We start from the raw sequence: 22,261 nt of genomic DNA on the forward strand, positions 1-22,261 counted from the left end.
TCGATCGAAGAGTCTCTTTGTCGAAAAAAACCGCTGTTCCAAGAAAACCGCTGTTCCAATAAAACCGCTATTCAAAGAAGCGGCTTAGCCGGAGGTTCTGCTTTGCCAGCAGAGACGGCAAACCGTGACCACCTAACCAGTCATACTCGACACGCCGCTGGTCTACCACGGGGTCCAGGGCGCGAAGTTCTTCGTCGGGGATGCCTGGATGGCACATCACCAGCCCTTTCGGTGGAATGTCCTCGACGAAGCGGTCCATCAAAGTGCCGAACGGCATACGGTTGGAGAAATCATAAACGCCGCGGAAGCTATTGTTACCTGCAACAGTATGCTTATGTGCAAGTTTTCGCAAGCCTTGACCGAGCGACGAGATCAAAAGACTTTTGGGGATTTCGATGCCGCGCTTCAGAGTAGCGGCATAATTATCGTGGCATAACCGAAGGTAGATTTTCTCTCCCTTGTACCTGTTTGTCACTGCCCGGATTACCGCTTTCCGTACAATTGGGAGTTGATGGATATGCTGGTGCCCGTCAATGTGGCTGGGCACGCGTCCAAAATCCCGTTCGAACGCATCGAGCTGGCGACTCAATTCCGAATCGACTTCTCCCTGATCAAGCTGGCGGGTAAGGGCTTTCCGCATCAGCATCCGGAGCGGCGGAAGCCGGTCTCCCGGCGCAGTACGCGGCATCGGACCCAGCGGCCGGTGGTCGGTCAGCGTCAGGTGAAGACCGACATCGACCTGATCGGCATAGGGCTTCAGCCATGAGGCATGATCCCGCCAGAACGGCGACATCGTCATGCAACTGGTGGCCGACAGTCGTCCGCGGTCGATCAGGTCGCGGATGGCCGAACTGACGCCCGGCGAAAAGCCGTAGTCGTCGGCGCAGAGAATGAACGGCGTCGGAGCGGGACGGGAAGGGGAACTCACGGCCGGAGGCTTACGATCAGGCTGCCCGCCCGCTCGTCCGGTGCTGGGTCATGGCCGGTAAACAGCATGCGCATCCGCTTTATCCGTCTTTCTGGTTTCAGGGGCGATAGAAGCAAAGTGCGGAAGGGAATGCAAATCCGACGGGCCGAATGGCTGCTTATACCAGGAGCCGAAGAGTTTGACCGGCACTCCGGAAATGCTGGGCCAAGGCCCAACCTACGAAGCAGGAGCCTGTAGGTTGGGCCGTGGCCCAACAAACACTGTCCACACAAGGCAATGTCTTCGGCACCTGGTATTACAAGGGAGCCGGGCAGGTTCTCGATCAGACACCGGCCGTGACGGTCAAGACCATCAAAGTGGATTTCGGCAATTTTTCGATCACCTGAAGATGATCGCTGGAGTTGGGAGACCCTTGCCCGCACGAGAGGTTATAGGCTCTCGTGACGGCCGCGAGTATTTCCTTGGGACTTAACTGTCCTATCGTTCCCGATACGAAGACGGCAGCTCGTCAACGGCAGCAATCCTCAAATTCGGCTGTGTCCCTTCCACGAACAATTACGATTTTAGCCATAACCTGGGATGAAGCCCGCGCGGTTGTCCTAGTCGAGCGCTGCGGCATGGGCGTCGGGTCCGGGATTGCGGCGGGGATTGCGGAGCAGCAGGAGCATGGGCACGGCCAGCAATGCCACGAACATCATCAGTTTGAAGTCGTCCAGGTAGGCGATCATCATGGCCTGCCGGGTGACTTCGGCATTGAGGCTGGCAACGGCTGAAAGGTCCGTGATGTCCGCCAGGCGGCCGTCGAGTATCGGGTTGAACGGCGTCACGTGTTCGGCAAGGACGGCGTGGTTGACCTGGGTATTCTGCGCCAGCAAGGTCATGACCATCGATATGCCGACGCTGCTGCCCAGGTTGCGGGTCAGGCTGAACAGGCTGGTGGCGTCGGTGCGGAACCGTGCTTCCAGCGTCGCGAAGGCGAGCGTGCTGAGCGGCACGAAGACGAGGCCGAGGCCCAATCCCTGGATCACGCCGGATATCAGGATCGACCGCTCGCCCATCTCGATCGTGAAGCCCGTCATCAGCCAGAGCGACCACGTGGTCAGCATCAGGCCGCCGAAGATCAGGATACGGGCGTCGATCCTGTGCATCAGGCGGCCGACCAGGATCATCGAGATCATGGTGCCGACGCCGCGTGGGGCAAGCACGAGACCAGTGGTCACGGTCGGGTATCCCAGCAGGTTCTGAAGCATCGGCGGCAGGAGCGCCATGGTCGCCAGCAGGATGATACCGACGATGAAGATGAAGAGCAGGCCGGTGACGAAGTTGCGGTCCGCGAAGATCTTGGGGTCGATGAAGGTATCGCGTCCGGTCGCCGACTTCGCGGTCATGGTGTGGACGACGAAGACCCAGAGGCATCCGGCGGCCAGGGCCGTTTCAAGCAGGATCTCGCGGGAGGAGAACCAGTCCAGCTGCTCGCCCCGGTCCAGCATCATCTGGAAAGCGCCGATGGCGAGGCCCAGCATGGCGAAGCCGAAGAAGTCGAACCGGCGGATGCGCTTTCCGGTTTCCGGCAGGAAGGCGAGGATGCCGAGGAAGGCCAGGATGCCGGCCGGCAGGTTGATGTAGAACACCCAGCGCCAGTCGAAGGAGTCCGTCAGCCAGCCGCCCAGGGTCGGCCCGGCGATGGGACCGACCATGATGCCGGCGCCCCACATCGCCATCGCCTGACCGTGACGTTCCCTGGGATTGATGTCGAGCAGGACGGCTTGGGACAGCGGCACCAGCGCCGCCCCGAACAAGCCCTGGAACAGGCGGTAAATCACCATCTCCGTCAGGCTGCCGGCCAGCCCGCACAGCAGGGACGCGACCGTGAACCCGGCAACGGAGGTCAGGAACAGCCGCTTGCGGCCGATCCGCTCCGCCATCCAGCCGGTGACTGGCGTCGCGATGGCCGCCGCGACGATATACGAGGTCAGGACCCAGGTGATCGTGTCCTGGGCGGCGCCGAGGCTGCCCTGCATGCTGGGCAGCGCCACGTTCGCGATGGTGGTGTCCAGCACCTGCATGATGGTCGCCAGCATGATCGATACCGTGATCATGCCCGCATGCTTCACGGGACCGGCGGGGGATTCGGGAGCGGTTGCCATAATGGGCGTGGTTTACTCGTGCTGCATATCGCCGGCGGTGGCCCGGGCGATCCCGGTCCAGGCGAGGGCCGACCGGATCGGGGAGGGCAGGCCCCGCACGTGGCCGGTATCGACTTCGACATTGGCGCTGAGCCCCGTGCGCAGGGGCACGCCGGACGGCGCCTGCTCGATCGCCAGACGGACCGGAACGCGCTGGACCACCTTGACCCAGTTGCCGGTCGCGTTCTGCGCCGGCAGCAGCGAGAACTCCGAACCGGTGCCGGCGCCGATGCTCTCGACGGTCGCGCGGATCTCGCGGCCGGGATAGGTGTCCAACTCGAAGGTCGCGGTCTGGCCGACTGTCATATGGGTCAGGTCGGTCTCCTTGAAGTTGGCCTCGATCCAGGTGCGGCCGGTTTCCACCAGCGCCAGCGCCGGCGTCCCGACCGGCATGTACTGGCCGATCATCAGCCGGTCGGTCTGGCTGACGATGCCGTCCGCCGGGGCAAGGACGTCGGTATGTTCCAGGTCGCGCCGCGCCTGATCGCGCTTCGCGATGGCTTCCATCACCTGCGGGTGGCTGTCGGTCTGGATGTCCTGGTCGCCGCCCAGCGCGGCCTTGGCGCTTTCGACGCCCTGGCGTGCCTGGGCAAGACGCTGCTCGGCCGCCTGGAAGTCGTGGCGCACCTGATCGTACTTGGACTGTGCGGCATAGCCGCCGGACAGCAGGGTCTTCTGCCGGTCGAGTTCGCGGCGCTGGAAGTCCAGGTTCTCTTCCGAAGCGCGTTGTTCGGCCATCGCGTCGAGATAGGCGGCACGCATCTGCTCGATGTTCAGGCGCGCCGAGGCGATCGCCGCTTCCGCCTGCTGGAGGGCGAGGCGGGACGGCTCGGGGTCGATGCGGAACAGCAGGTCGCCCTTGTGGACCGTGTCGTTCTCACGGACCGCGACCTCGACGATCCGGCCGGCGACATCGGGGGCGAGCATCGCCTTATCTTGCTGGAGATAGGCATTGTCGGTCGAAACGTAGCGCCCGCCGGTCACCCAGAAGTATCCGCCGGCGAGGACGAGGGCCAGCGGCACGATCAGCATGAGGACGAGGCGGCGGACCCTGGCCGTGGAGCGGCTGCGGGACGGGTTGGCGGGAATGTCGGTATCGGCGGTGGCGGCGGACATGGTTCTCAGTTCCCTGCGGAGACTTCTTTTTGAGGTGCTTCTTCGGTCCGGTCCGACAGGTTGTTCCGGATCTGGGCAAGACTGGTCATGAGTTGTTCGCGGACATCTGGAGCGATGCCTTGCAGCGCTTCGGCGTAGATATCGCGGGACAGCTCGCGCAGTTGATCGAGCACTCCCTGCGCCTGGGGGGTCATGTAGATACGGCGGACACGGCGGTCGGACGGGTCGGGACGGCGCGCTATCCAGCCTGCCTCCTCCATCCTGTCGAGCTGCCGGCCCACGGTGATCGGCTCCACCTCCATCAGGTCGGCGAGGCCGGCCTGATTGATGCCGTCGTTGCGATACAGATGGGACAGCACGTTCCATTGGGCGCGAGTCAGTCCCAAGGCTCGGGCACGCTGGTCGAACCGCCGCCGGAGCAGGCGGGCACCGTCGATCATCAGGGCGCCGAAGGTGTTCGAGGGATTGGTGTCGGGCATGATGAAAAGATAGTAAGCGCGCTTATGGTTGCCCAGGCTTTTTATAAGCTTGCTTATGAAAAGCTTGCGGATCGCCGAAGCCGGCCGGAATTCCTCCGCACCGGATGGCGAAATGGCAGGATTTGCGATGGCCGATGCCGACAGGACACAGAGCCGTGCCGCCAGCCGCGATACGGTTTCCAAGGATATCGAAAGATCGGACGGCGTAGTGGCTCCTGCGCCGATCGGCAGCGGAATCCGCACCGAGCAGTCGGTTCGCGGTATCGATCCGGTACCGATGAGCAAGAACTTGGGACAGCAGCCGGGCGGGCTTGCCGGTGCCAGGCTTTCTCCGCAGCAGACCGAAGACATGACATCGATGCTGCGCGAGGGCCGCGCCGCCGCCGAACGCGGCGACAGCGGGGCCTGCATGGAAAAGGTCCGGCAGGCACGGCAGATCGCCCTGGGAGCGACGACCGGCGTGCGTGGCGGCGGCTGACGCCGGGAAAAAGTGCTGTGGCGGCTCTTGCGCGTTCCCGAGGCATTTCCATATAGGGAACATGTCATCAACAACGGAAAGGAGGTGGTCCTGTGTCTAATTGTTCCAAGCCGCGATCCACGATCGTCGAGACCAGGGTCTTCGCCTCCGGCGGAACCCAGCTTCTGTAAGAAGTCGTATCGTGATCTGAAAAGGATCGTGGTTTGACAATGGAAAGGCCGCCCTTCGGGGCGGCCTTTCTGCTTTCCGGTCACCCGCTTCTTCGTAATACTTCCAACTTCAGTGGCAGAGCCTCGCCCAGCCATGCCGCATGATCGGTATGGTCGGCGTAGTCGTCCCCGGTCGACGGGTGGAGCAGGACCGGCAGGCCGAGGCGGTTCAGCATCAGCCAGGGGAGGAACTTAGACAGGAGTTCCGATGGGAATGCCACCTGATACATGGCCGACGTGTGCGGTCCTACCGGCTGGTCGTGCCAGCGTCCGAGCAGGGCTTCGGGGAAGGACGCCGCGACACGGTCGCGGATTGCCGCTGCCCGGTCGCGGTTCACCGCCGGATCGTAGTAAATGTGGGCGTGGTATCCGCTGATCCGGCTCGGGTCGGTGACCCCTTCGTCCGGGGGCGGGATCGTATCGTCGGTCATCGCCGCGTCTCCCTTACAATCAGGCTTCTTGGCGCATCCCTAAGGATGCTTGGGCCTGAAGAATGTTTGGGATTGATGGTCCGGCTTCAATCACGGATCAGGACTGGCCCTTGTCCCGATCGGAGTGGGCGGTTTGCCCAAGCCTGACACCCGGTCCACAATCGGCATCGGGATCCAGGAAGATGACGCCACCCGCTTCCAGGGCGCGGCGGATCGCTGCCGCCGTAGCGCGCTGCAACCCGTGCTGTCCGCCTTCGAAGCCACGGACGGTGCTGCGGCTGACCTCCGCCCGGACGGAGAGGTCGTCCTGCGTCCAGTCCAGAAGCGCCCGTGCGGCGCGGCATTGTTCCGATGTCAGTGGCATGGCCTGCTAGATAGGCTTGCTATTCCAAAAGGTCAATGTCAGGCATTTTGGTTGAAACTAAGGCATTTGGTCCCATGTGACTGCTACAGCTTTTTGTAGTTTCATTGCATTTCCAGGGAGAGATTAGTGCCAGGGCATGACACGCCTCTTATCGCCATCATCGCCATCGGCCTCGCAATGGCCTTCGTTCTCGGCTTGGCGGCGCATCGGTTGCGCGTGTCGCCCCTGGTAGGCTACCTGCTCGCCGGTATCGTCGTCGGTCCTTTCACGCCCGGTTTCGTGGCCGACCAGGGACTGGCCAACGAACTGGCCGAGATCGGCGTGATCCTTCTGATGTTTGCGGTCGGGCTGCATTTTTCGCTGAAGGACCTGATGTCGGTCAGGACCATCGCCCTCCCCGGAGCGGTCGTTCAAATCGCGGTCGCGACGCTGCTGGGCATGGCGCTGGCGTGGAGTTTGGGCTGGACGATGGGAGCCGGGATCATCTTCGGTCTGGCGCTGTCGGTCGCCAGTACGGTCGTCCTGATCCGCGCCTTGCAGGAAAGACGCATCCTGGAAACCGAACGCGGCCGGATCGCGGTCGGCTGGCTGATCGTGGAAGACCTTGTCATGGTGCTGGCGCTGGTGATGCTGCCGGCACTGAGCGGCGCCCTGGGAGGCGCCGGGGGGACGGCGTCCTGGCAGACGATCGCATGGTCGGCCGGCATCACCCTGGTCAAGGTCGCGACCTTCGTCGCCATCATGCTGATCGCCGGCCGGCGTATCGTGCCCTGGATCATGCACTACGCCGCCCATACCGGATCGCGCGAGCTGTTCCGGCTGTCGGTCTATGCCGTGGCGCTCGGCATCGCCTATGGAGCGGCGGCGCTGTTCGGCGTGTCGTTCGCGCTCGGCGCCTTCTTCGCCGGCATGGTCCTGGCCGAAAGTCCGCTGAGCCAGCGCGCCACCGAAGAAGCGCTGCCGTTGCGCGACGCCTTCGCGGTGCTGTTCTTCGTGTCGGTCGGCATGCTGTTCGATCCCGGCGTCCTGATCCGGTCGCCCTGGTCGGTGCTCGGCACCGTCGCGATCATCATCGTCGGCAAGACCATCGCCGCCTTCCTAATCGTCAAGGCCTTCGGCCGCTCGAATTCCACCGCCCTGACGATTTCCGCCAGTCTGGCGCAGATCGGCGAGTTCTCGTTCATCCTGGCCGGCCTGGGCGTCAGCATGGGCGTGCTGCCGACGGAGGGGCGGGACCTGATCCTGGCCGGCGCCATCATCTCCATCCTGCTGAACCCGTTCGTCTTCATGGCTTTCGAGAAGCTGCGTCCGGCGCCGAAACCCGCCCTTGCGGGTCCCGGCGTCTACACGCCGGCCGCTCCCGAGACAGAACCCGCTAAACCCCTTGCTGCCGTGGTCGCGGACGAGGAAGCTGTCCCGCTTAAAGCCAGCTCCCTGACCGGGCACGACGTCATCGTCGGGTATGGCCGCGTCGGTTCGCTGGTCGGTTCAGGCCTGCGTGCCGCAGGCCGCCCGGTGCTCGTGTTCGAGGAACGCCTTGACGAGGTCGCCGCCGCTCGCCGGGACGGTGCCGAGGTCTTCGTCGGCAATGCCGCCGATCCCCGCGTGCTGGCGACCGCGAACCTGCATGAAGCCCGTCGTCTCTTCGTGACTGTGCCGGAAGCCTTCGAGGCGGGGCAGGTGGTCGAACAGGCGCGCGCCGCCAATCCTGGGCTGGAAATCATCGCGCGAGCCCATACGAGTGCCGCGGTCGGGCATCTGGAAGAGATGGGATGTTCGCTGGCGGTCATGGGTGAGCACGAGATCGCCATGCGGATGCTCGAGCATGTCGGCGTGGACGAGGCGCCGCCGGGTTCCGGCGCGGACAAGGGCGTGCTCCCGGGGAAGTGACCGAAGGCCGGCGTCCGCTTCGCCTGAGGTGGACACCATCCTGCTCATGGGTAAAATCAAGCCGCACAGTCGCCCCGGCCTTCGAAACATGAGGCCACTTGGGCTGACGAAAACGATAGATTGTTTTCCGTTTTTGCTGAAACAAATTCCATGATATTTAAGATGCAGGTATCTCTTCCGATCGAGTGACACCATGGCTTGGCGGCAGTTTTATTGTGCGGTGCGGCAAAGCTACTTGGTCATCCTCTCGATCTCCCGCCTTCCGATCGGCCCGCCTGTGAACGCTGGCGCCGGCCAAGCCTAAAAATCAAGCAATAACATGATCAACAGGGAGGGAGGCTGTATGCAAGGGCTCCTGATTGCCATCGACAAGGTAAATACCTGGGTCGGTAAGATTTTCTCATGGTCGATCCTCGCCATGACGTTTGTCATCGTATACGAGGTCTTCAGCCGCTACGTCTTCAGCGCGCCGACCACCTGGGCATACGATGTCAGCTACATGCTGTATGGGACGCTGTTCATGATGGCAGGCCCCTATGCACTGTCGCGCAACGGCCATGTCAGGGGTGACTTCCTGTATCGCAAGTGGTCGCCAAGGGTCCAGGCCACCGTCGACCTGACGCTCTACATCCTGTTCTTCTTCGCGGCGGTTCTGGCACTGATCTACTCGGGCTGGGGCTTCTTCAAGATCTCCTACATGTTCAACGAGCGCTCGGCGTTCAGTCCCGACGGACCGCCGATGTGGCCGTTCAAGATGCTGATCCCGCTGGTCGGCGTGCTGATGCTGCTTCAGGGCTTGGCGGAGAGCGTCCGCTGCGTCATCTGCATCCGCAATGGCTGGTGGCCGCAACGCCTACAGGATGTCGAGGAACTCGAACAGCAGATCCTGGCCGAAGCGGCGGAACGCCGGGAAGCGGGGCTGGCCCGATGACCGATCCGCAACTCGGCCTCACCATGCTCGTCCTGTTCATCGGGGCGATCACACTGGGCTTCCCCATCGCCTTCACCCTGATGGCGCTGGGCCTTGGCTTCGGCTACATGGGTATGGGAGACGCGATCTTCAGCCTGTTCGTTCAGCGCACCTACGCTGTCATGTCGAACGACGTGCTGATCTCCATCCCGCTGTTCGTCTTCATGGGGTATATGGTCGAACGCGCCAATATCCTGGACCGGCTGTTCCGGTCGATCCAGATGACGTTCGGGCGCATGCCCGGTTCGCTGGCGGTGGCCACCCTCGCCACATGCGCCCTGTTCGCCACCGCTACCGGCATCGTCGGCGCCACGGTGACCCTGATGGGCCTGCTGGCCTTCCCGGCGATGCTCCGTGCCCGCTACGACACGCGGCTCGCGGCAGGCGTCGTCTGCGCCGGCGGATGCCTGGGCATCCTGATCCCGCCCTCGGTCATGCTGATCCTGTACGGCGCCACGGCGGGCGTTTCGGTGGTCAAGCTCTACGCGGCGGCATTCATCCCCGGACTAATGCTGACCGGCTTCTACATGCTCTATGTCGTGGGGATAGCCTTCTTCCGCCCCGCCATGGCGCCGCCGCCACCGCCCGAGATGCTGCGCGACGCAACTTGGGGACGGGCACTGTCCGAACTGGCGCGTTCGTTCCTGCCGCTGACGGCCCTGATCTTCTCGGTGCTTGGGGCCATCCTGTTCGGCCTCGCGACGCCGTCGGAAGCCGCCGCCATGGGAGCCTTGGGAGCCATCATCCTGGCGGCATGCTACCGGGCATTGACCTTCGGGAAGCTGAAGGAATCGGTGTTCCTGACCGGACGGACCACCGCCATGGTGTGCTGGCTGTTCGTCGGTTCCTTCATCTTTTCCTCGGTGTTCGGCTATCTGGGCGGCCAGAGCGTGATCGAGGAGTTCGTGATGAGCCTCAATCTGAATCCGGTCACCTTCATGATCCTGGCGCAGGCGATCATCTTCGTGCTGGGCTGGCCGCTGGAATGGACCGAGATCATCATCATCTTCGTGCCGATCTTCCTGCCGCTGCTGGATAACTTCGGCATCGATCCGCTGTTCTTCGGGATCATGGTGGCGCTCAACCTCCAGACCTCGTTCCTGTCGCCGCCGATCGCGATGGCGCCGTTCTACCTGAAGGGCGTCGCTCCCAAGCATGTCACGATCGAGCAGATCTTCGCCGGCGTCATGCCGTTCCTCGGCATCGTCGTCGTTTGCCTGCTGATCCTCTACGTCTTCCCGGAGGTGGCGCTGTGGCTGCCCGACGCCGTCTATAATTGATCGCATAGCAGACTACTCGCTAAACGAACTATCTCGTCCAGGCTGTGGCGGCTACCATATATGAACCGGCATATAGGGTAGCCGCCGCATCTGAATGAGAAACGTTGAGGAGTTGGTCATGGAGCCGTACAAGACCGTCGATATCGCCTTCGGACGCGGACACCTGACGGTAGGGCTGCCCGAACGGGCCGAGGCTACCGTGATCCGCAAGGCGACATTGCCCAAGCTGGCGGACCAGACCGGCGCCATCCATGCCGCCTTCGACAACCCAATCGACGCGCCGCCGTTGGCGACGCTGGCTCAGGGGCGCAAGAGCGCCTGCATCCTGATCTGCGATATCACCCGCCCTGTCCCGAACCGCCTGTTCCTCCGCCCCATGATCGAGACGATGATGGCGGCCGGCATCCCCAAGGACGGCATCACCGTCCTGATCGCGACGGGCCTGCATCGCCCCAACGAGGGCGTCGAGATGGCCGAACTGGTCGGCGACCCGTGGGTGCTCGATAATGTCAGGGTGGAAAACCACTTCGCGATGCGCGACGAGGACCATGTGGATTTGGGCATGACCGCGACGCGCGAGACGCCGGTCCGGATCGACCGCCGTTTCGTCGAAGCCGACCTCCGCATCGCCACCGGCCTGGTCGAGCCGCACTTCATGGCCGGCTGGTCGGGCGGCCGCAAGGTGGTGGCCCCCGGCGTCGCCGGTCACGAGACGATCCGCACCTTCCATTCCGCCCGCTTCATGGAAGACCCGCTGGCCGTTCAGTGCAATCTGGTCGGCAACCCGCTGCACGAGGAGCAGCTTGAGATCGTCCGGACCCTTGGCGAGATCTATGCGCTGAACACGGTGATCGACGAGGACCGCGACCTCGTCCATGTCACCTTCGGCGAGATCATCGCCAGCCATCTGGCCGCCGTTGAGTTCATCCAGGACGTCACCCGCATCAAGGTGCCCCGGCGCTTTAAGACGGTCGTGACCTCCTCCGCCGGCTACCCGCTCGATAAGACCTATTACCAGACCGTCAAGGGCATGGTGACGCCTCTCGACATCCTGGAGCCGGGCGGGACGCTGATCATCGCGTCGGCCTGCTCCGAAGGCATGGGCTCGAAGGAGTTCCGCGACGCCCAGACCCGGCTGGTCGAGCTTGGCCCCGACCGCTTCCTCGCCACTCTGACGGCCAAGACCTTGGCCGAGGTGGACGAGTGGCAGACCGAGATGCAGTTGAAGCCGATGCGGATCGGACGGGTCATGCTCTATACCTCCGGCCTCGACGCGGAGGAGCGGCGCATCACCGCGGTCGAAGTCATCGGCGACCTCGACGCCGCCGTGGCCGAGAGCATCCAGCGCCACGACGATCCGCATGTCGCGATCATCCCCGAAGGACCCTATGTGGTCCCGGTCCATGAGGCGGCATGAGCCGTCGGCATATCCATCTCGATGTCGTCGGCGGCATCGCCGGCGACATGTTCGTCGCAGCCCTGACCGATGCCGTGCCGGAACTGCGCCGGCGGGTGCTCGATGACGTCGCCGCCGTCATGCCTCCGGCCGCCGGAACCTCTCACTTCATGGAGGGGACCAGCGCCGGCCTGACGGTGCTTCGCTTCGGGCTGGAGGGGCACCACCATCACCACCACGATGCCGGCCATCATCACCATGACGGCTCCGGCAGCTACCGGCACATGGTCGATTTGATCCGCGCCGCTCCCCTGGCCGAGGGGACGGCAGACCATGCCGTCGCGATCCTTACGGTCCTGGCGGAGGCCGAGGCCTTCATCCACGGCGTACCGATGGGTGACGTGCATTTTCACGAGATCGGCGACTGGGACTCGCTGATGGACGTGGTCGCCAGCGGCTCCATCATCGCGGCGCTGGACGCCACCTGGAGCATGTCCGACCTGCCGCTCGGCGGCGGGCGGGTGCGCACGGCGCATGGCTTGCTGCCGGTGCCGGCTCCGGCGACGGCGCGCATCCTGGATGGTTTCGAGTGGCGCGACGACGGGTTAGGGGGCGAGCGCGTCACGCCCACGGGGGCCGCCATCCTGCGCCATCTTGCCGCCGGTTCCACCCGCAGCGGCGGCAAGCTGACTGGCACCGGCATGGGAGCGGGAACCCGCGACCTGCCCGGCATGCCGAATATCCTGCGGGCACTGGTATTCGACCCAGCCGCTTCAGCCGGCAGTCCGGGCGAAGCCCAGACCGTCGTGGTGCTCTCCTTCGACATCGACGACATGACTGGAGAGGAAATCGGCATCGCCGCCGACCGCTTGCGCGATGCCAACGGCGTGCTCGACGTGGCCCTGGCGTCCCTGTCGGGCAAGAAGGGCAGGCCGCTGACGGAGTTCCGCCTGCTGGTGCGGCCGGAAGCCCTGGAAGCCGTCCAGCGGCTCTGCTTCATCGAGACATCGACCATCGGCCTGCGCTGGCGGGCCGAGCAGCGCTCGACGCTGGAGCGTAGAGCCGATCAGAGCACCTCCGATATCCGCGTCAAGCGGGTGAACCGGCCCGGCGGCGCCACGACCGGCAAGGCCGAAAGCGACGATCTGGCGTCCATCGAAAGCCTCGCCGGCCGCCGGGCAGCGAAGTCGGAGGCCGAGCGATGAGCGGCGCCGATGCCCAGTCACGGCTGATCGCCGCCCTGAACCGCTATCCCGAGCTGGTGATCGCCGTTTCCGGCGGGGTGGACAGCATGACGCTGGCCTATGTCGCGCACCGGTTTTCCAGCGGGAAGGTCGGCATGCTGCATGCCGTCTCTCCCGCCGTGCCGGCTCATGCGACTGCCCGCGTCCGTGCCCACGCGGAACGCCACGGCTGGGCGCTCACCGTGGCCGACGCCGGGGAGTTCGAGGACCCGCGCTACCGCGCCAATCCGGTGGACCGCTGCTATTTCTGCAAGTCGAACCTCTACGACCGCATACGCTCGGTCACCCAAGGGACGGTCGCGTCCGGCACCAACCTGGACGACCTCGGCGACTACCGCCCCGGCCTGAAGGCCGCCTCCCAGCGCGGCGTCGTCCATCCCTTCGTCGAGGCTGAAATCGACAAGGCCGCCATCCGCGAGATTGCGCATCTGCACGGTTTGGACGATCTGGCGGAACTGCCGGCCCAGCCCTGCCTGTCCAGCAGGGTCGAGACCGGCATCGCCATCGACGCAGACGACCTCGGCTTCATCGACACGGTGGAACGGGCGGTGGCCGAGACCATCCCCGGCGAAGCGAACATCCGCTGCCGCATCACCCATGCCGGCGTGGCGGTCGAGGTAGGAGACAGCGGAACCGGGCGCGACGAGATCGGCCGTCTGGTCGAAGCGCTGTGCCGTGGGACCGGACGGATCTTCACCGGGGTCCGCCCTTACCGCCGGGGATCGGCCTTTCTGCGCGAGTCACCGTGAGCGACTTCGATAACGACTTTCAGATCGACTGGGAGCGCGAGCGCCGCACCGGCATTCCCGAAGCGGTGCTTTGCGCTTTCAAATCCGCTGCCCAGATCGAAGCGATCCTGAAGGCAGCCGGCGAGGCGGACCGCCGTCTCCTGTTCACCCGCCTTGAACCGTCGGTCTTCGCGTCCTTGGGCGAGGAGAGCCGCGCGGCGCTCGCCAACTACGATCCGGTTTCGCGCACCGCCTGGTGCGGCGGCACGCCGGCCGAACCCAGCATCAGGCCCGGCATCGGCATCGTCGCGGCCGGCACCTCCGATCTGCCCGTCGCCACCGAGGCCGCACGTACCCTGGAGTTCCTGGGTTTCCAATCCCCCGTCATCGCCGATGTCGGGGTGGCGGGACTGTGGCGGCTGATGCGCCGCCTTGACGATATCCGCAGCTACCGCGTCGTCATCGCGGTTGCCGGGATGGAAGGCGCCCTGTTCAGCGTGCTCGCCGGCCTGACCGACGCGCCGGTCATCGCCGTCCCGGCCAGCGTCGGCTACGGCGTTTCCGCCGGGGGTATGGCTGCGCTTCATTCGGCGCTCGCGTCGTGTGCGCCGGGCATCCTGACCGTCAACATCGACAACGGGTTCGGCGCCGCCGTCGCGGCGGTCAAGATGATCAATAAAATGTGACTCTAATTGCTGTTTGTTCGTGCCGGTATATGATGCGATAAAGGGCGATCTCAACCTTTTCGCACAGGGACCCGTCGCAGTGATGTTTTCCTGGAAGAAGCAGGCCAGATTCGAAGTCGTGGTCGAACAGGGCGGCTATTCCAGCATCGACGGTATCTTCGAGGACCAGCGACAGGCGACGGAACGCGCGACCTATCTGCTCAGCCTCGCCAAATACGGCCGCGTCCAGGTCGTCCAGGTCGGCAAGCATACCCAGACGGTCGTGTTCGAGCGGGCCTCGCAGAGCGGCGGCACCGAGGTCGTCGGCATTACGCCCATCGACGAGGCTAGTTCCTGCAAGGATGTGCTGGACGTCTACGGCTATCCCAGCCGCATGACCCTGCTGCGGCTGACCCGCCGCTACGCCGACCGGCAGATCGCCGTCCCGAGCGAGACGCTGCACGACTGGATTGCCCTCCGCATGATCGAGCGGGAGGGCATGCTGCTGAACTCCGGCATCACCCGGCTCGCCAAGATCCAGACCCGTGACGTCTCCTGCTTCATACCGGACCGCGAGCGCGAACTCGGCGCCCTCTGGATGCGGATCAAGCAGCTTGCCCAGGCGTCGAATACCCTGGCGCCCTATGCCAAGCTTCTCGCCATCGACGGCATAGCGGCGCTTCAGGAACGGATCGCCGACGGCTGCGCGCCGGCGGAACACGACCGCGTCATGAGCTATGCCTTCGGCCGCCTGCTGGAAGGACATCGCGAGTGGTGCGACAAGGTCCATTCGCTCCTCATGATCCTGGAAGACGAGGACTGCGATCCGGACGGGATCACGGCGATCGACCAGTTTCTGGCGGAGACGATTGACGGCCGCGACCCCGTCAAGGCGCTGATCGGCTACTCGCCCGACCTGGGCTCCGCCCTGCTGGGCCTGCTGGCGACCTTGAACGGCAAGCTGGACGACCGGCTTCCCTTCACCCCCGTCCTGATGGACCTCAGCAATGCGCTGGCCCGCTGGCGCCTGCCGGAAGTGGAAGCCGCGCTGCTGCGGCGGGTCCGCGCCGGCCTGGACGGACATCACCCGCTGAGCAAGGACGGCTCGCGCTACTGCGCCATCGCCTTCCACCGCATCGCCGCCTCTCTCGCCTGCTTCAGCGGTTTTCGCGGCGGTCCGGAAATGAGCGTGGCGCTGACGCGCCGGGCCAAGACGGCGTTGCGGTCGGGTGAAACCGACCTGCCGTTCGAAACGGCCGTCCAGCAGCTCTGCGGTACCCTGAATACTTCCGGCGGCCAGATCGGCTACCTGCTCGATCTTGCGGAAACGGACATGGGGCGGCAGAAGGGAGTGTTCCTGTTCGGCAGCCTGTCCCGCATCTTCAGCCATATCCGCCACGCCCGCGACCTCGCCCCGGCCCATATCCCGATCGAAGACGTCCGCCGCGAACTGGGCGGCCGCCTCCGCCGCGCCGGCATCCCCCGCGACCTCGCCGACCAGCTCATGTACAAGATAGCGTCATTGCCTTCGGAAGATGCGCCGCGGGTCTTTCTGCGATGAGGAAGCCGAAAGATCTTTGAATGCCTGCCTTATACCGACGGCATTAAACATTGACCGGTCTGGAGCGTTGGATGTCGGGCTGAAGAGGCCCGACCTACGCCAGCGTGCTTTTGGCCAAGGGTCCTTTTGTAGGTCGGGCCTCTTCAGCCCGACATCTTTGCCGGAACTCATCGGTGAATCTTCAATGCCGTTGGTATGATACCAGGAGCCGAAGAGTTTGACCTGCGGTCGGCAAGTGTTGGGCCACGGCCCAACCTACGAAGCAGGAGTCTGTAGGTTGGGCCGTGGCCCAACAAACGCTGTCCACACAGGTCAATGTCTTCGGCCCTCGGTATGACATCGGATCAGAAGAAGACCGTCAGCAAATTGGCTGCAATGATCGAGGCTATGCAGGAAGCTGCTGCCTACATGGATGGAGCCAAGGGCAAGACTTCGACGCATATGGTCGAGGTGCCCGACGTCGATGTCGGCGCTCGACAGATCGGCGCGTGTATTTCTGAAAGTCATCGAGAAGCATCCCGATGCAGTCGAAGATGCCCTGAAAGCAGGGTAGTCGATATGGTGCGGTACATTACCCGTTCAACCACCACACCGCGCCGTTCAGCACCGCCGCGTAGCTGACCCAGAGCAGGTACGGCACGAAGAGCCAACCCGCCAGCGGCTTGATTCGCCGGAAAGCCACCGTCGTAGCGCCGACGGCGGCCCAGAGCGCCGTGATCTCGATGAAGGCGGCACCCGGACTTTCCAGGCCGAAGAAGATCAGCGACCACAGGATGTTCAATGCCAGTTGAAGGCCGAACAGCGCAAGAGCGCTGCGTGCGCCGTTCAGTCCGCGCTCGCGCCAGACCAGCCAGCCGGCTATCGCCATCATGGCATAAAGCGCAGTCCAGACCGGGCCGAACAGCCAGTTAGGCGGGTTGAACCATGGCTTCTCCAAGCCGGCATACCAACCGCCGATCTGCGGCAAGGTCACCGAAGAGGCCGTCGCCGAGGCGACCGCCACGAGGATCACGAAAGCCAGCAGCATGAGCAGCGACCGGCCACGGCTGCCGGTCCGGCCCGGCTCGTCCAGGAATGTCTGAGTCATCATGGATGAGAGATCAGTCACATCGCCCATCCGGTCAAGGCCTTATGATATCGCGATCGCCACAACCATGTCTTGTAATGAGTTGCACCGCGACAAATCTGATTCTTAATCAGCCTGACGTCGTCTATGGAACGAAGCTGTGAAAACCAACGAGATCATCGGCGCGTGGCTTGCGGGCGTGAGCATCTGGGGATTGTCCATGCTCGGCCTCGCCTTGATGCAGTCGCCGCAACCGCCGGCATATCAGGAACCGCCATCACGTGGAATCATGGTGGAAGACTGGTACGCCCAGGGGTTTCCCGACGATGCCGACGAGTTGGAAGCGAAGGGGGAGGAAGACCCGGACTGGTACCAGGAGGAGGACGATCCGTCGGATCGCCCCCGTTCGACCGTCCTACCGCCCCTCCCGTCTCCAGGCCGCCAGCAGGGCTCCGACAACCAGCAATACGACCAGCCCCGCCGGCAGCAGTGACGCCTCGCTGACGCCGGTCACGACATAGTCGCCGTTGGACCGCAGCCCGATCCAGTTCCGTCCGGTCTGGTCGCGGTCGGGGCGGGTGCGCCTGATGTCGATATCGCCGTCGGCCAGCCAGTGGATGCCGCCGCCGCTCACGGCAGCCGCCAGTTCCATGCGGTCGCCGGTGGTGCGGACATCGGCCAGTTCCGGCGGGTTGACGGCGCCGACCACGGCAAGCGCCGTCCGTTCTCCGTCGCTGATCCGGTAGATGCCGGGTTCCGTCGCCAGCAGCGACGCGGTCGCCAGACCGTTGCCGTCCTCGGTCAGGTCGACGCCGCGCACGTCGTTGGACGGGCTGGTCAGTTCGACCGCGCGCGGGTCAGGTTCCAGGCTTCGCCGCTCGATCGTGATGCGGTTGCCTTCGACCTTGGCGCGAAGGTCGTTCTCCTCAAGCTCCGGCTCCTTCATCAGCCAATGGGCAAGCCGGCGGAGCAGTTCGGCCTGCGGCCCGCCGCCCTCGTAGCCGCGCGACCACAGCCAGAGCTGGTCGCTGGCGATCTGCGCCACGCGGCCTTCTCCCACCCGGTTCAGGATCATCAGCGGGCGGCCCGCCACGCCTTCCATCACCACGCTGCCCTGAAGCGGAGTCACGTCCAGTTGACGGAACCAGCGGCCCCAGCCCGGCTCGGTTCCGGCCGGCGCTCCCGGCTGCACGTCGCCGGGAAGCCCCGACGTAACGGGATGCCGGCGGCCAAGCTCGGTGACCATCGGCTTGAACGGCTGCTCGATCACTTCCCCGGTCGGCTCGCCCGGCAGCACGGCGCCCAGCGGCGTCCGGTACAGGCTCATGGAGTTGGAGAAGCTCGCACCGCCCGCTTCCAGCAAGGCGCCGCCGTTCTCGACGTAGTTCGCGATGTTGCTCAGGTAGAGCTGGGGCAGCACGCCGCGCCGCCGGTAGCGGTCGAAGATGATCAGGTCGAATTCGTCCAACTTGATCTCGAACAGCTCGCGGATCGGGAAGGCGATCAGCGACAGCTCGCGGATCGGCGTGCCGTCCTGCTTCTCCGGTGGACGCAGGATCGTGAAGTGGACCAGATCGACGCCCGGATCGGCCTTCAGCAGGTTGCGCCACGTACGCTCGCCCGCATGGGGCTCGCCGGAAACCAGCAGCACCCGCAGGCGGTCGCGGACGCCGCTGATGACGACGGCCGCCTTGTTGTTGGCCAGCGTCAGCTCTTGCGGGGCCGCTGCCACCTCCATCTCGAAGACGTTCTGGCCGCCATGATCCAGCGTGAATTCCAGCGGCATGTCGCGCCCGACGGGCACCCGGAACGGCCTCGGCGCGCCGCCATCCTGCCGGATGTTCACGACGGCGTCGGGCGACTGGTTGCCGGGCATGTCCTCCACCCGCACCGTCACCGTCACGGGCTTGCCGACTAGACCGAAGCTCGGCGCCTTGACCACGGCGAGGCGGCGATCCGCTTCGTCGTGCTCTCCGGTCAGGAGCGTGTGGATCGGGCCGAGGTCGCCCAGCCCCTTGCCCTCTCCCGGCACGTCATGGACCTGTCCGTCCGTGATGAACACCGCTCCGGCCATCCGACGTCGCGGCAGGTCCGACAAGGCGCGGTCCAGCACCTCGAACAGCTTTGTTTCCTCGATGGCGCCGCCGACGCCGCCCTCGGCTCCGCTCGTCCTGACGACGCGTACTTCCAGGTCCGGGAAGCGGGCGAGCCGTTCCTGAACGTCGCCCAGCGCGCGTTCCGTCCGGGCGCGGCGCTCGCCGATGTTCTGGCTGGGCGATTCGTCGACCACCAGCACGGCGACGTCCTTGATCGGCTGGCGGTCCTCCTGGACCAGCGACGGGTTGAGCAGAGCCACCGCCAGCGCCGCAAGACCGAGCATGCGCCAAGCCGTACCGCTTGCGCGCCGTATCAGCGCCACCAGTACGGCGGCGGCGGCCAATACGAAAAGCGGGATCAGAACCACCCACGGCAGCAGAGGTGAAAACTCTATCGCGGTGCCGTCCAGTCCACCCATCATTGCCCAAGCCTTTCCAGAATGGCGGGCACATGGACCTGATCGGCCTTGTAGTTGCCGGTCAGTGCGTACATCACCAGATTGACCCCGAACCGATAGGCCATTTCCCGCTGACGCTCGCCGCCGGGAACGACGGCGTTGCGGGGCCTGCCGCTCTCGTCCACCGCCCAGGCGCCGGCCCAGTCGGCGGCGCCGATGATGACGGAGGACACGCCGTCATTGTGACGGCCCTCCTGCGCCTCCACCCAGACGTCGCCGCCGCTGTAGCGTCCTGGGAAGTCCTGAAGCAGATAGAACGCCTTGGTCAGCACATGCTCCGGCGGGACCGGCGCCAGCGCCGGCACGTCCAGCCCGTCGACCAGCTGGCGGAGCCGCTGCGATCCGGGACCGCCGCCCGTCAGCGCCGATCCCGCGCCGAACTGCCGGTCCCGCGTGTCGAACAGGATCGTCCCGCCGTTGCGGAGGAACATGTTGAGCTTGACCCGCGCCGCGTCGCTCAGGTCCGGCTGAGACGGCGAGATCGCCCAGTAAAGCAGGGGAAAGAAGGCCAGTTCGTCCTGTTCAGGATCGACCGCCATGGCGCCGGCGGTCTCGACGGCGGTACGCCGGTTCAGGACTTCGCTGAGCCCTTCCAGTCCCGCCTTGGTCGTATCGTCCAGCGTGCGGTCCCCCGTGACCACATAGGCGAGGTAAGTCTCGCCGCTGGCCTTGAGCGCGAAGTCGTCGCCGGCGGCCCGGGCGCCGCCCGGCCAAGCCGCCACGGTCCCTGCCGCCAGCAGCACGGCCGCCGCGGTGACCGCCGCCCTGCGCCGTCCCCGTCCGAACCGGAAGTTTCCAAGCAGCCCCCGCAACACCATCGCCACGAACAGATCGGCGATCGCCAGCGCCATCGCCATTCCCAGCAGCCAGGGCTTCAGGTCCACCTCGCCCCGAGCGGCATAGGTCCCTTGGGCGACGCCGGCCGGCAGGCGCCGCAGCGGCTCGATCCTGGTCACTAGCGATGTCAGGTTGAGCGCCCGCCGGGCCTCCTCGGTCCCGTAGAAGCCGGGAGGATGGCGCGGGCCAAGCGCATCGGGACGGAAAGCGTTGCCGGGGATCGGAAAGACGGTGGCGGGCGGCGGCACCAGCTGACCGCGCCCGTCCAGCACCTCGATCGGCGCAAAGGTGGTTGCCTGCATGTCGCCGGAAACTCCCTCGCTCAAGGCGGTGATCCGCCGCAGCATATCCACGAAAAGACCGGACAGCGCCAGATTGGACCAGTCAGGGTTGGCCGTGGTGTGGACCAGCACGATCTTCCCTTCCTCTCGGTTCTCCGCCGTCACCAGCGGAGTGCCGTCGGCCAGTCTGGCCCATGTCTTGTCCGGCAGGTCGATCGACGGTTCGGCCAGGACCTGCCGGTCCACCAGCACGTCGGGCGGAATGTGCATTCCGGCGAACGGGCTCGACGGCGGGAAAGCCGCCAGTTTGGCCGGCTCCGACCACGACAGCGCGCCGCCCAGCGTCCTGTCGCCCAGCCTGAGCCGCACCGGCACCAGATGGTCGGTATGCTGCGCCAGCCGGGGGCCGGCGAAGCGGACCAGCACGCCGCCGCGCTCGACCCAGGTCTCGACGGCGGTCGCCTCGGTGTCCGTCAGCGCCCCGATATCCGCCAGGATCAGGACCGACAGGTCCCGGCTCATCAGGTCCAGCACGGTGCCGCGCCGGATCTCGCTGAAGGGGGACAGCGCCCGCTCCAGATAATACAGGTCGCTGAGGAGCGGCTGGTTCTCTCCCTCCGGCCTGCCGGAAACCAGCCCGACCGGGCGGCGGCGCCAGCGTTCGTCCAGCAGCACCGTGGCGCCGGCGGTCTGTTCGCCTTCGATCGACATCCGGACCACCTCGTTCCGCAACTCGACCGGCAAGGCAAGGCGGATTTCCTGAGTGTCCGCGCCGGGCGCGAAGGCGGCACCCTGGCGTGCCAGCAAGCGGCCGTCGTCGGCCATGGCGCGAACGGTAACGGGTGTCGGCAGGGTCGTGTCCGCCCGCTTGACGGTCGCCACCAGATCGGTCCCTTCGGTCGCCGGGGGAAGCAGCAAGTTGGGCAGCCGGTCGGCGCCGTCCATCAGGATTTCCACGCCCCCCATCTGCTGGAGCCTGGCAGCCAGCGGCTGGGCGGCTGCATCGGACAAGCCGTCCGACAGCCAGACCGTATGGGCCGATCCCTGGACCTGAAGCCCCCGCAGCGCTTCCAGCACGGCAGCGCGGTCGGTCGGCCACGGCATCGGCGCCAGCGACTGGGTGATGCGCCGCGCATCGGCGGGGCGCATCAGGTTGCTTGGCCGCGGCTTCTCGCCGGCGGCGTCGGGGGCGGTCGCCACGACGATCAGGTCGCGGTTGCCGCGTTCGGCCTGATCGACCAGATCGGCCATGGTCCGCTGCCGCGCCGGCCAGTCGCGTCCGGCGCCCCAGCCGTTGTCCACCACCATGACGATCGGGCCGCTGCCGGGCAAGCCGGCGCGCGGGTTGAGCAGCGGTTGCGCCAGCGCCAGGATCACCAGTGCCGCCAGGATGATCCGCATTATCAGCAGCCAAAGCGGCGTCCGCGCCGGCGTCTCTTCCCGCGCGACCAGATCGCGGAGCAGGCGGATCGCCGGGAACTGGACGATCCTTGGGCTTGGCGGCGTCAGTCTCAGCAGCCACCAGAGGACCGGCAGGACGATCAGGGCTCCGAGGATCCAAGGTACTGCGAAGGCTATCGGTCCCAGTCCCAGCATGG

General features: G+C 65.3%; 20 protein-coding genes. 11 read left to right on the plus strand and 9 right to left on the minus strand.

Annotated elements, in window-relative coordinates:
* Positions 1-67 precede the first annotated feature (67 nt).
* Complete coding sequence (locus N826_RS26130) at positions 68-928, minus strand: ChbG/HpnK family deacetylase (protein ID WP_052832076.1); 861 nt, start codon at positions 926-928, stop codon at positions 68-70.
* A 245-nt stretch (positions 929-1,173) separates the two neighbouring features.
* On the opposite strand from N826_RS26130, the gene N826_RS43370 reads away from it, so the two are divergent.
* On the plus strand, positions 1,174-1,314 hold the full coding sequence (locus tag N826_RS43370) for a hypothetical protein (protein ID WP_157599368.1): 141 nt from the start codon (positions 1,174-1,176) through the stop codon (positions 1,312-1,314).
* A 213-nt stretch (positions 1,315-1,527) separates the two neighbouring features.
* Here the strand turns inward: N826_RS43370 and N826_RS26135 are convergent, their stop codons facing one another.
* Genes N826_RS26135 through N826_RS43375 form a run of 3 tightly spaced genes read right to left on the minus strand, consistent with a single transcriptional unit; the run spans position 1,528 to position 4,709 of the window.
* Positions 1,528-3,027 (minus strand): DHA2 family efflux MFS transporter permease subunit, encoded by a 1,500-nt coding sequence (locus N826_RS26135; RefSeq protein WP_244619536.1) that lies wholly within the window; start codon positions 3,025-3,027, stop codon positions 1,528-1,530.
* Between the two features lie 60 nt (positions 3,028-3,087).
* The gene (locus N826_RS26140) at positions 3,088-4,230 is read right to left on the minus strand and encodes an HlyD family secretion protein (protein WP_063772321.1); all 1,143 of its coding nucleotides are present in this window, start codon (positions 4,228-4,230) and stop codon (positions 3,088-3,090) included.
* 5 nt (positions 4,231-4,235) lie between these two features.
* The gene (locus N826_RS43375) at positions 4,236-4,709 is read right to left on the minus strand and encodes a MarR family winged helix-turn-helix transcriptional regulator (RefSeq protein WP_044433693.1); all 474 of its coding nucleotides are present in this window, start codon (positions 4,707-4,709) and stop codon (positions 4,236-4,238) included.
* 112 nt (positions 4,710-4,821) lie between these two features.
* Between N826_RS43375 and N826_RS26150 the strand changes: the two genes are divergently transcribed.
* Positions 4,822-5,187 (plus strand): hypothetical protein, encoded by a 366-nt coding sequence (locus N826_RS26150; protein ID WP_147040505.1) that lies wholly within the window; start codon positions 4,822-4,824, stop codon positions 5,185-5,187.
* Between the two features lie 250 nt (positions 5,188-5,437).
* Here the strand turns inward: N826_RS26150 and N826_RS26155 are convergent, their stop codons facing one another.
* Together N826_RS26155 and N826_RS26160 are read right to left on the minus strand one after the other, a co-directional pair.
* A complete protein-coding gene (locus N826_RS26155) occupies positions 5,438-5,827 on the minus strand; it encodes a DOPA 4,5-dioxygenase family protein (RefSeq protein ID WP_044433585.1) in 390 nt (129 codons plus the stop codon).
* Between the two features lie 97 nt (positions 5,828-5,924).
* Complete coding sequence (locus N826_RS26160) at positions 5,925-6,191, minus strand: helix-turn-helix domain-containing protein (protein WP_044433587.1); 267 nt, start codon at positions 6,189-6,191, stop codon at positions 5,925-5,927.
* A 126-nt stretch (positions 6,192-6,317) separates the two neighbouring features.
* Between N826_RS26160 and N826_RS26165 the strand changes: the two genes are divergently transcribed.
* The 8 genes from N826_RS26165 (at position 6,318) to N826_RS26200 (ending at position 15,925) form a co-directional block, all read left to right on the plus strand.
* Positions 6,318-8,081 (plus strand): cation:proton antiporter domain-containing protein, encoded by a 1,764-nt coding sequence (locus tag N826_RS26165; RefSeq protein ID WP_044433590.1) that lies wholly within the window; start codon positions 6,318-6,320, stop codon positions 8,079-8,081.
* 343 nt (positions 8,082-8,424) lie between these two features.
* Complete coding sequence (locus tag N826_RS26170; RefSeq protein ID WP_044433592.1) at positions 8,425-9,012, plus strand: TRAP transporter small permease subunit; 588 nt, start codon at positions 8,425-8,427, stop codon at positions 9,010-9,012.
* A complete protein-coding gene (locus N826_RS26175) occupies positions 9,009-10,331 on the plus strand; it encodes a TRAP transporter large permease (protein WP_044433593.1) in 1,323 nt (440 codons plus the stop codon). The genes N826_RS26170 and N826_RS26175 overlap by 4 nt, the downstream gene beginning before the upstream one ends.
* 118 nt (positions 10,332-10,449) lie before the next feature.
* Positions 10,450-11,748: a nickel-dependent lactate racemase family protein gene (locus N826_RS26180; RefSeq protein WP_044433595.1), complete on the plus strand. Its 1,299-nt coding sequence runs from the start codon at positions 10,450-10,452 to the stop codon at positions 11,746-11,748.
* Positions 11,745-12,932 (plus strand): nickel pincer cofactor biosynthesis protein LarC, encoded by a 1,188-nt coding sequence (larC, locus tag N826_RS26185; protein ID WP_084721203.1) that lies wholly within the window; start codon positions 11,745-11,747, stop codon positions 12,930-12,932. The genes N826_RS26180 and larC overlap by 4 nt, the downstream gene beginning before the upstream one ends.
* Positions 12,929-13,720: an ATP-dependent sacrificial sulfur transferase LarE gene (gene larE / locus N826_RS26190; protein ID WP_044433597.1), complete on the plus strand. Its 792-nt coding sequence runs from the start codon at positions 12,929-12,931 to the stop codon at positions 13,718-13,720. The genes larC and larE overlap by 4 nt, the downstream gene beginning before the upstream one ends.
* The gene (gene larB / locus N826_RS26195) at positions 13,717-14,385 is read left to right on the plus strand and encodes a nickel pincer cofactor biosynthesis protein LarB (protein WP_044433599.1); all 669 of its coding nucleotides are present in this window, start codon (positions 13,717-13,719) and stop codon (positions 14,383-14,385) included. Before larE ends, larB begins: the two co-directional genes overlap by 4 nt.
* Before the next feature lie 82 nt (positions 14,386-14,467).
* Positions 14,468-15,925 (plus strand): FHA domain-containing protein, encoded by a 1,458-nt coding sequence (locus tag N826_RS26200; protein ID WP_147040503.1) that lies wholly within the window; start codon positions 14,468-14,470, stop codon positions 15,923-15,925.
* A 571-nt stretch (positions 15,926-16,496) separates the two neighbouring features.
* Here N826_RS26200 and N826_RS26205 read toward each other — a convergent pair.
* The gene (locus tag N826_RS26205; protein ID WP_244619535.1) at positions 16,497-17,015 is read right to left on the minus strand and encodes a TspO/MBR family protein; all 519 of its coding nucleotides are present in this window, start codon (positions 17,013-17,015) and stop codon (positions 16,497-16,499) included.
* Positions 17,016-17,151: 136 nt separating this feature from the next.
* Between N826_RS26205 and N826_RS26210 the strand changes: the two genes are divergently transcribed.
* Positions 17,152-17,484, plus strand: coding sequence for a hypothetical protein (locus N826_RS26210; RefSeq protein WP_044433601.1), 333 nt, complete (start codon positions 17,152-17,154; stop codon positions 17,482-17,484).
* Here N826_RS26210 and N826_RS26215 read toward each other — a convergent pair.
* Positions 17,407-19,506 (minus strand): hypothetical protein, encoded by a 2,100-nt coding sequence (locus N826_RS26215; RefSeq protein ID WP_147040515.1) that lies wholly within the window; start codon positions 19,504-19,506, stop codon positions 17,407-17,409. The two genes, N826_RS26210 and N826_RS26215, sit on opposite strands and share 78 nt — an antisense overlap.
* Positions 19,506-22,259: a DUF4159 domain-containing protein gene (locus tag N826_RS26220; RefSeq protein ID WP_044433606.1), complete on the minus strand. Its 2,754-nt coding sequence runs from the start codon at positions 22,257-22,259 to the stop codon at positions 19,506-19,508. Before N826_RS26220 ends, N826_RS26215 begins: the two co-directional genes overlap by 1 nt.
* Positions 22,260-22,261: the final 2 nt, after the last annotated feature.

Source organism: Skermanella aerolata KACC 11604, assembly GCF_000936425.1.
GTDB classification, from domain to species: Bacteria; Pseudomonadota; Alphaproteobacteria; order Azospirillales; family Azospirillaceae; genus Skermanella; species Skermanella aerolata.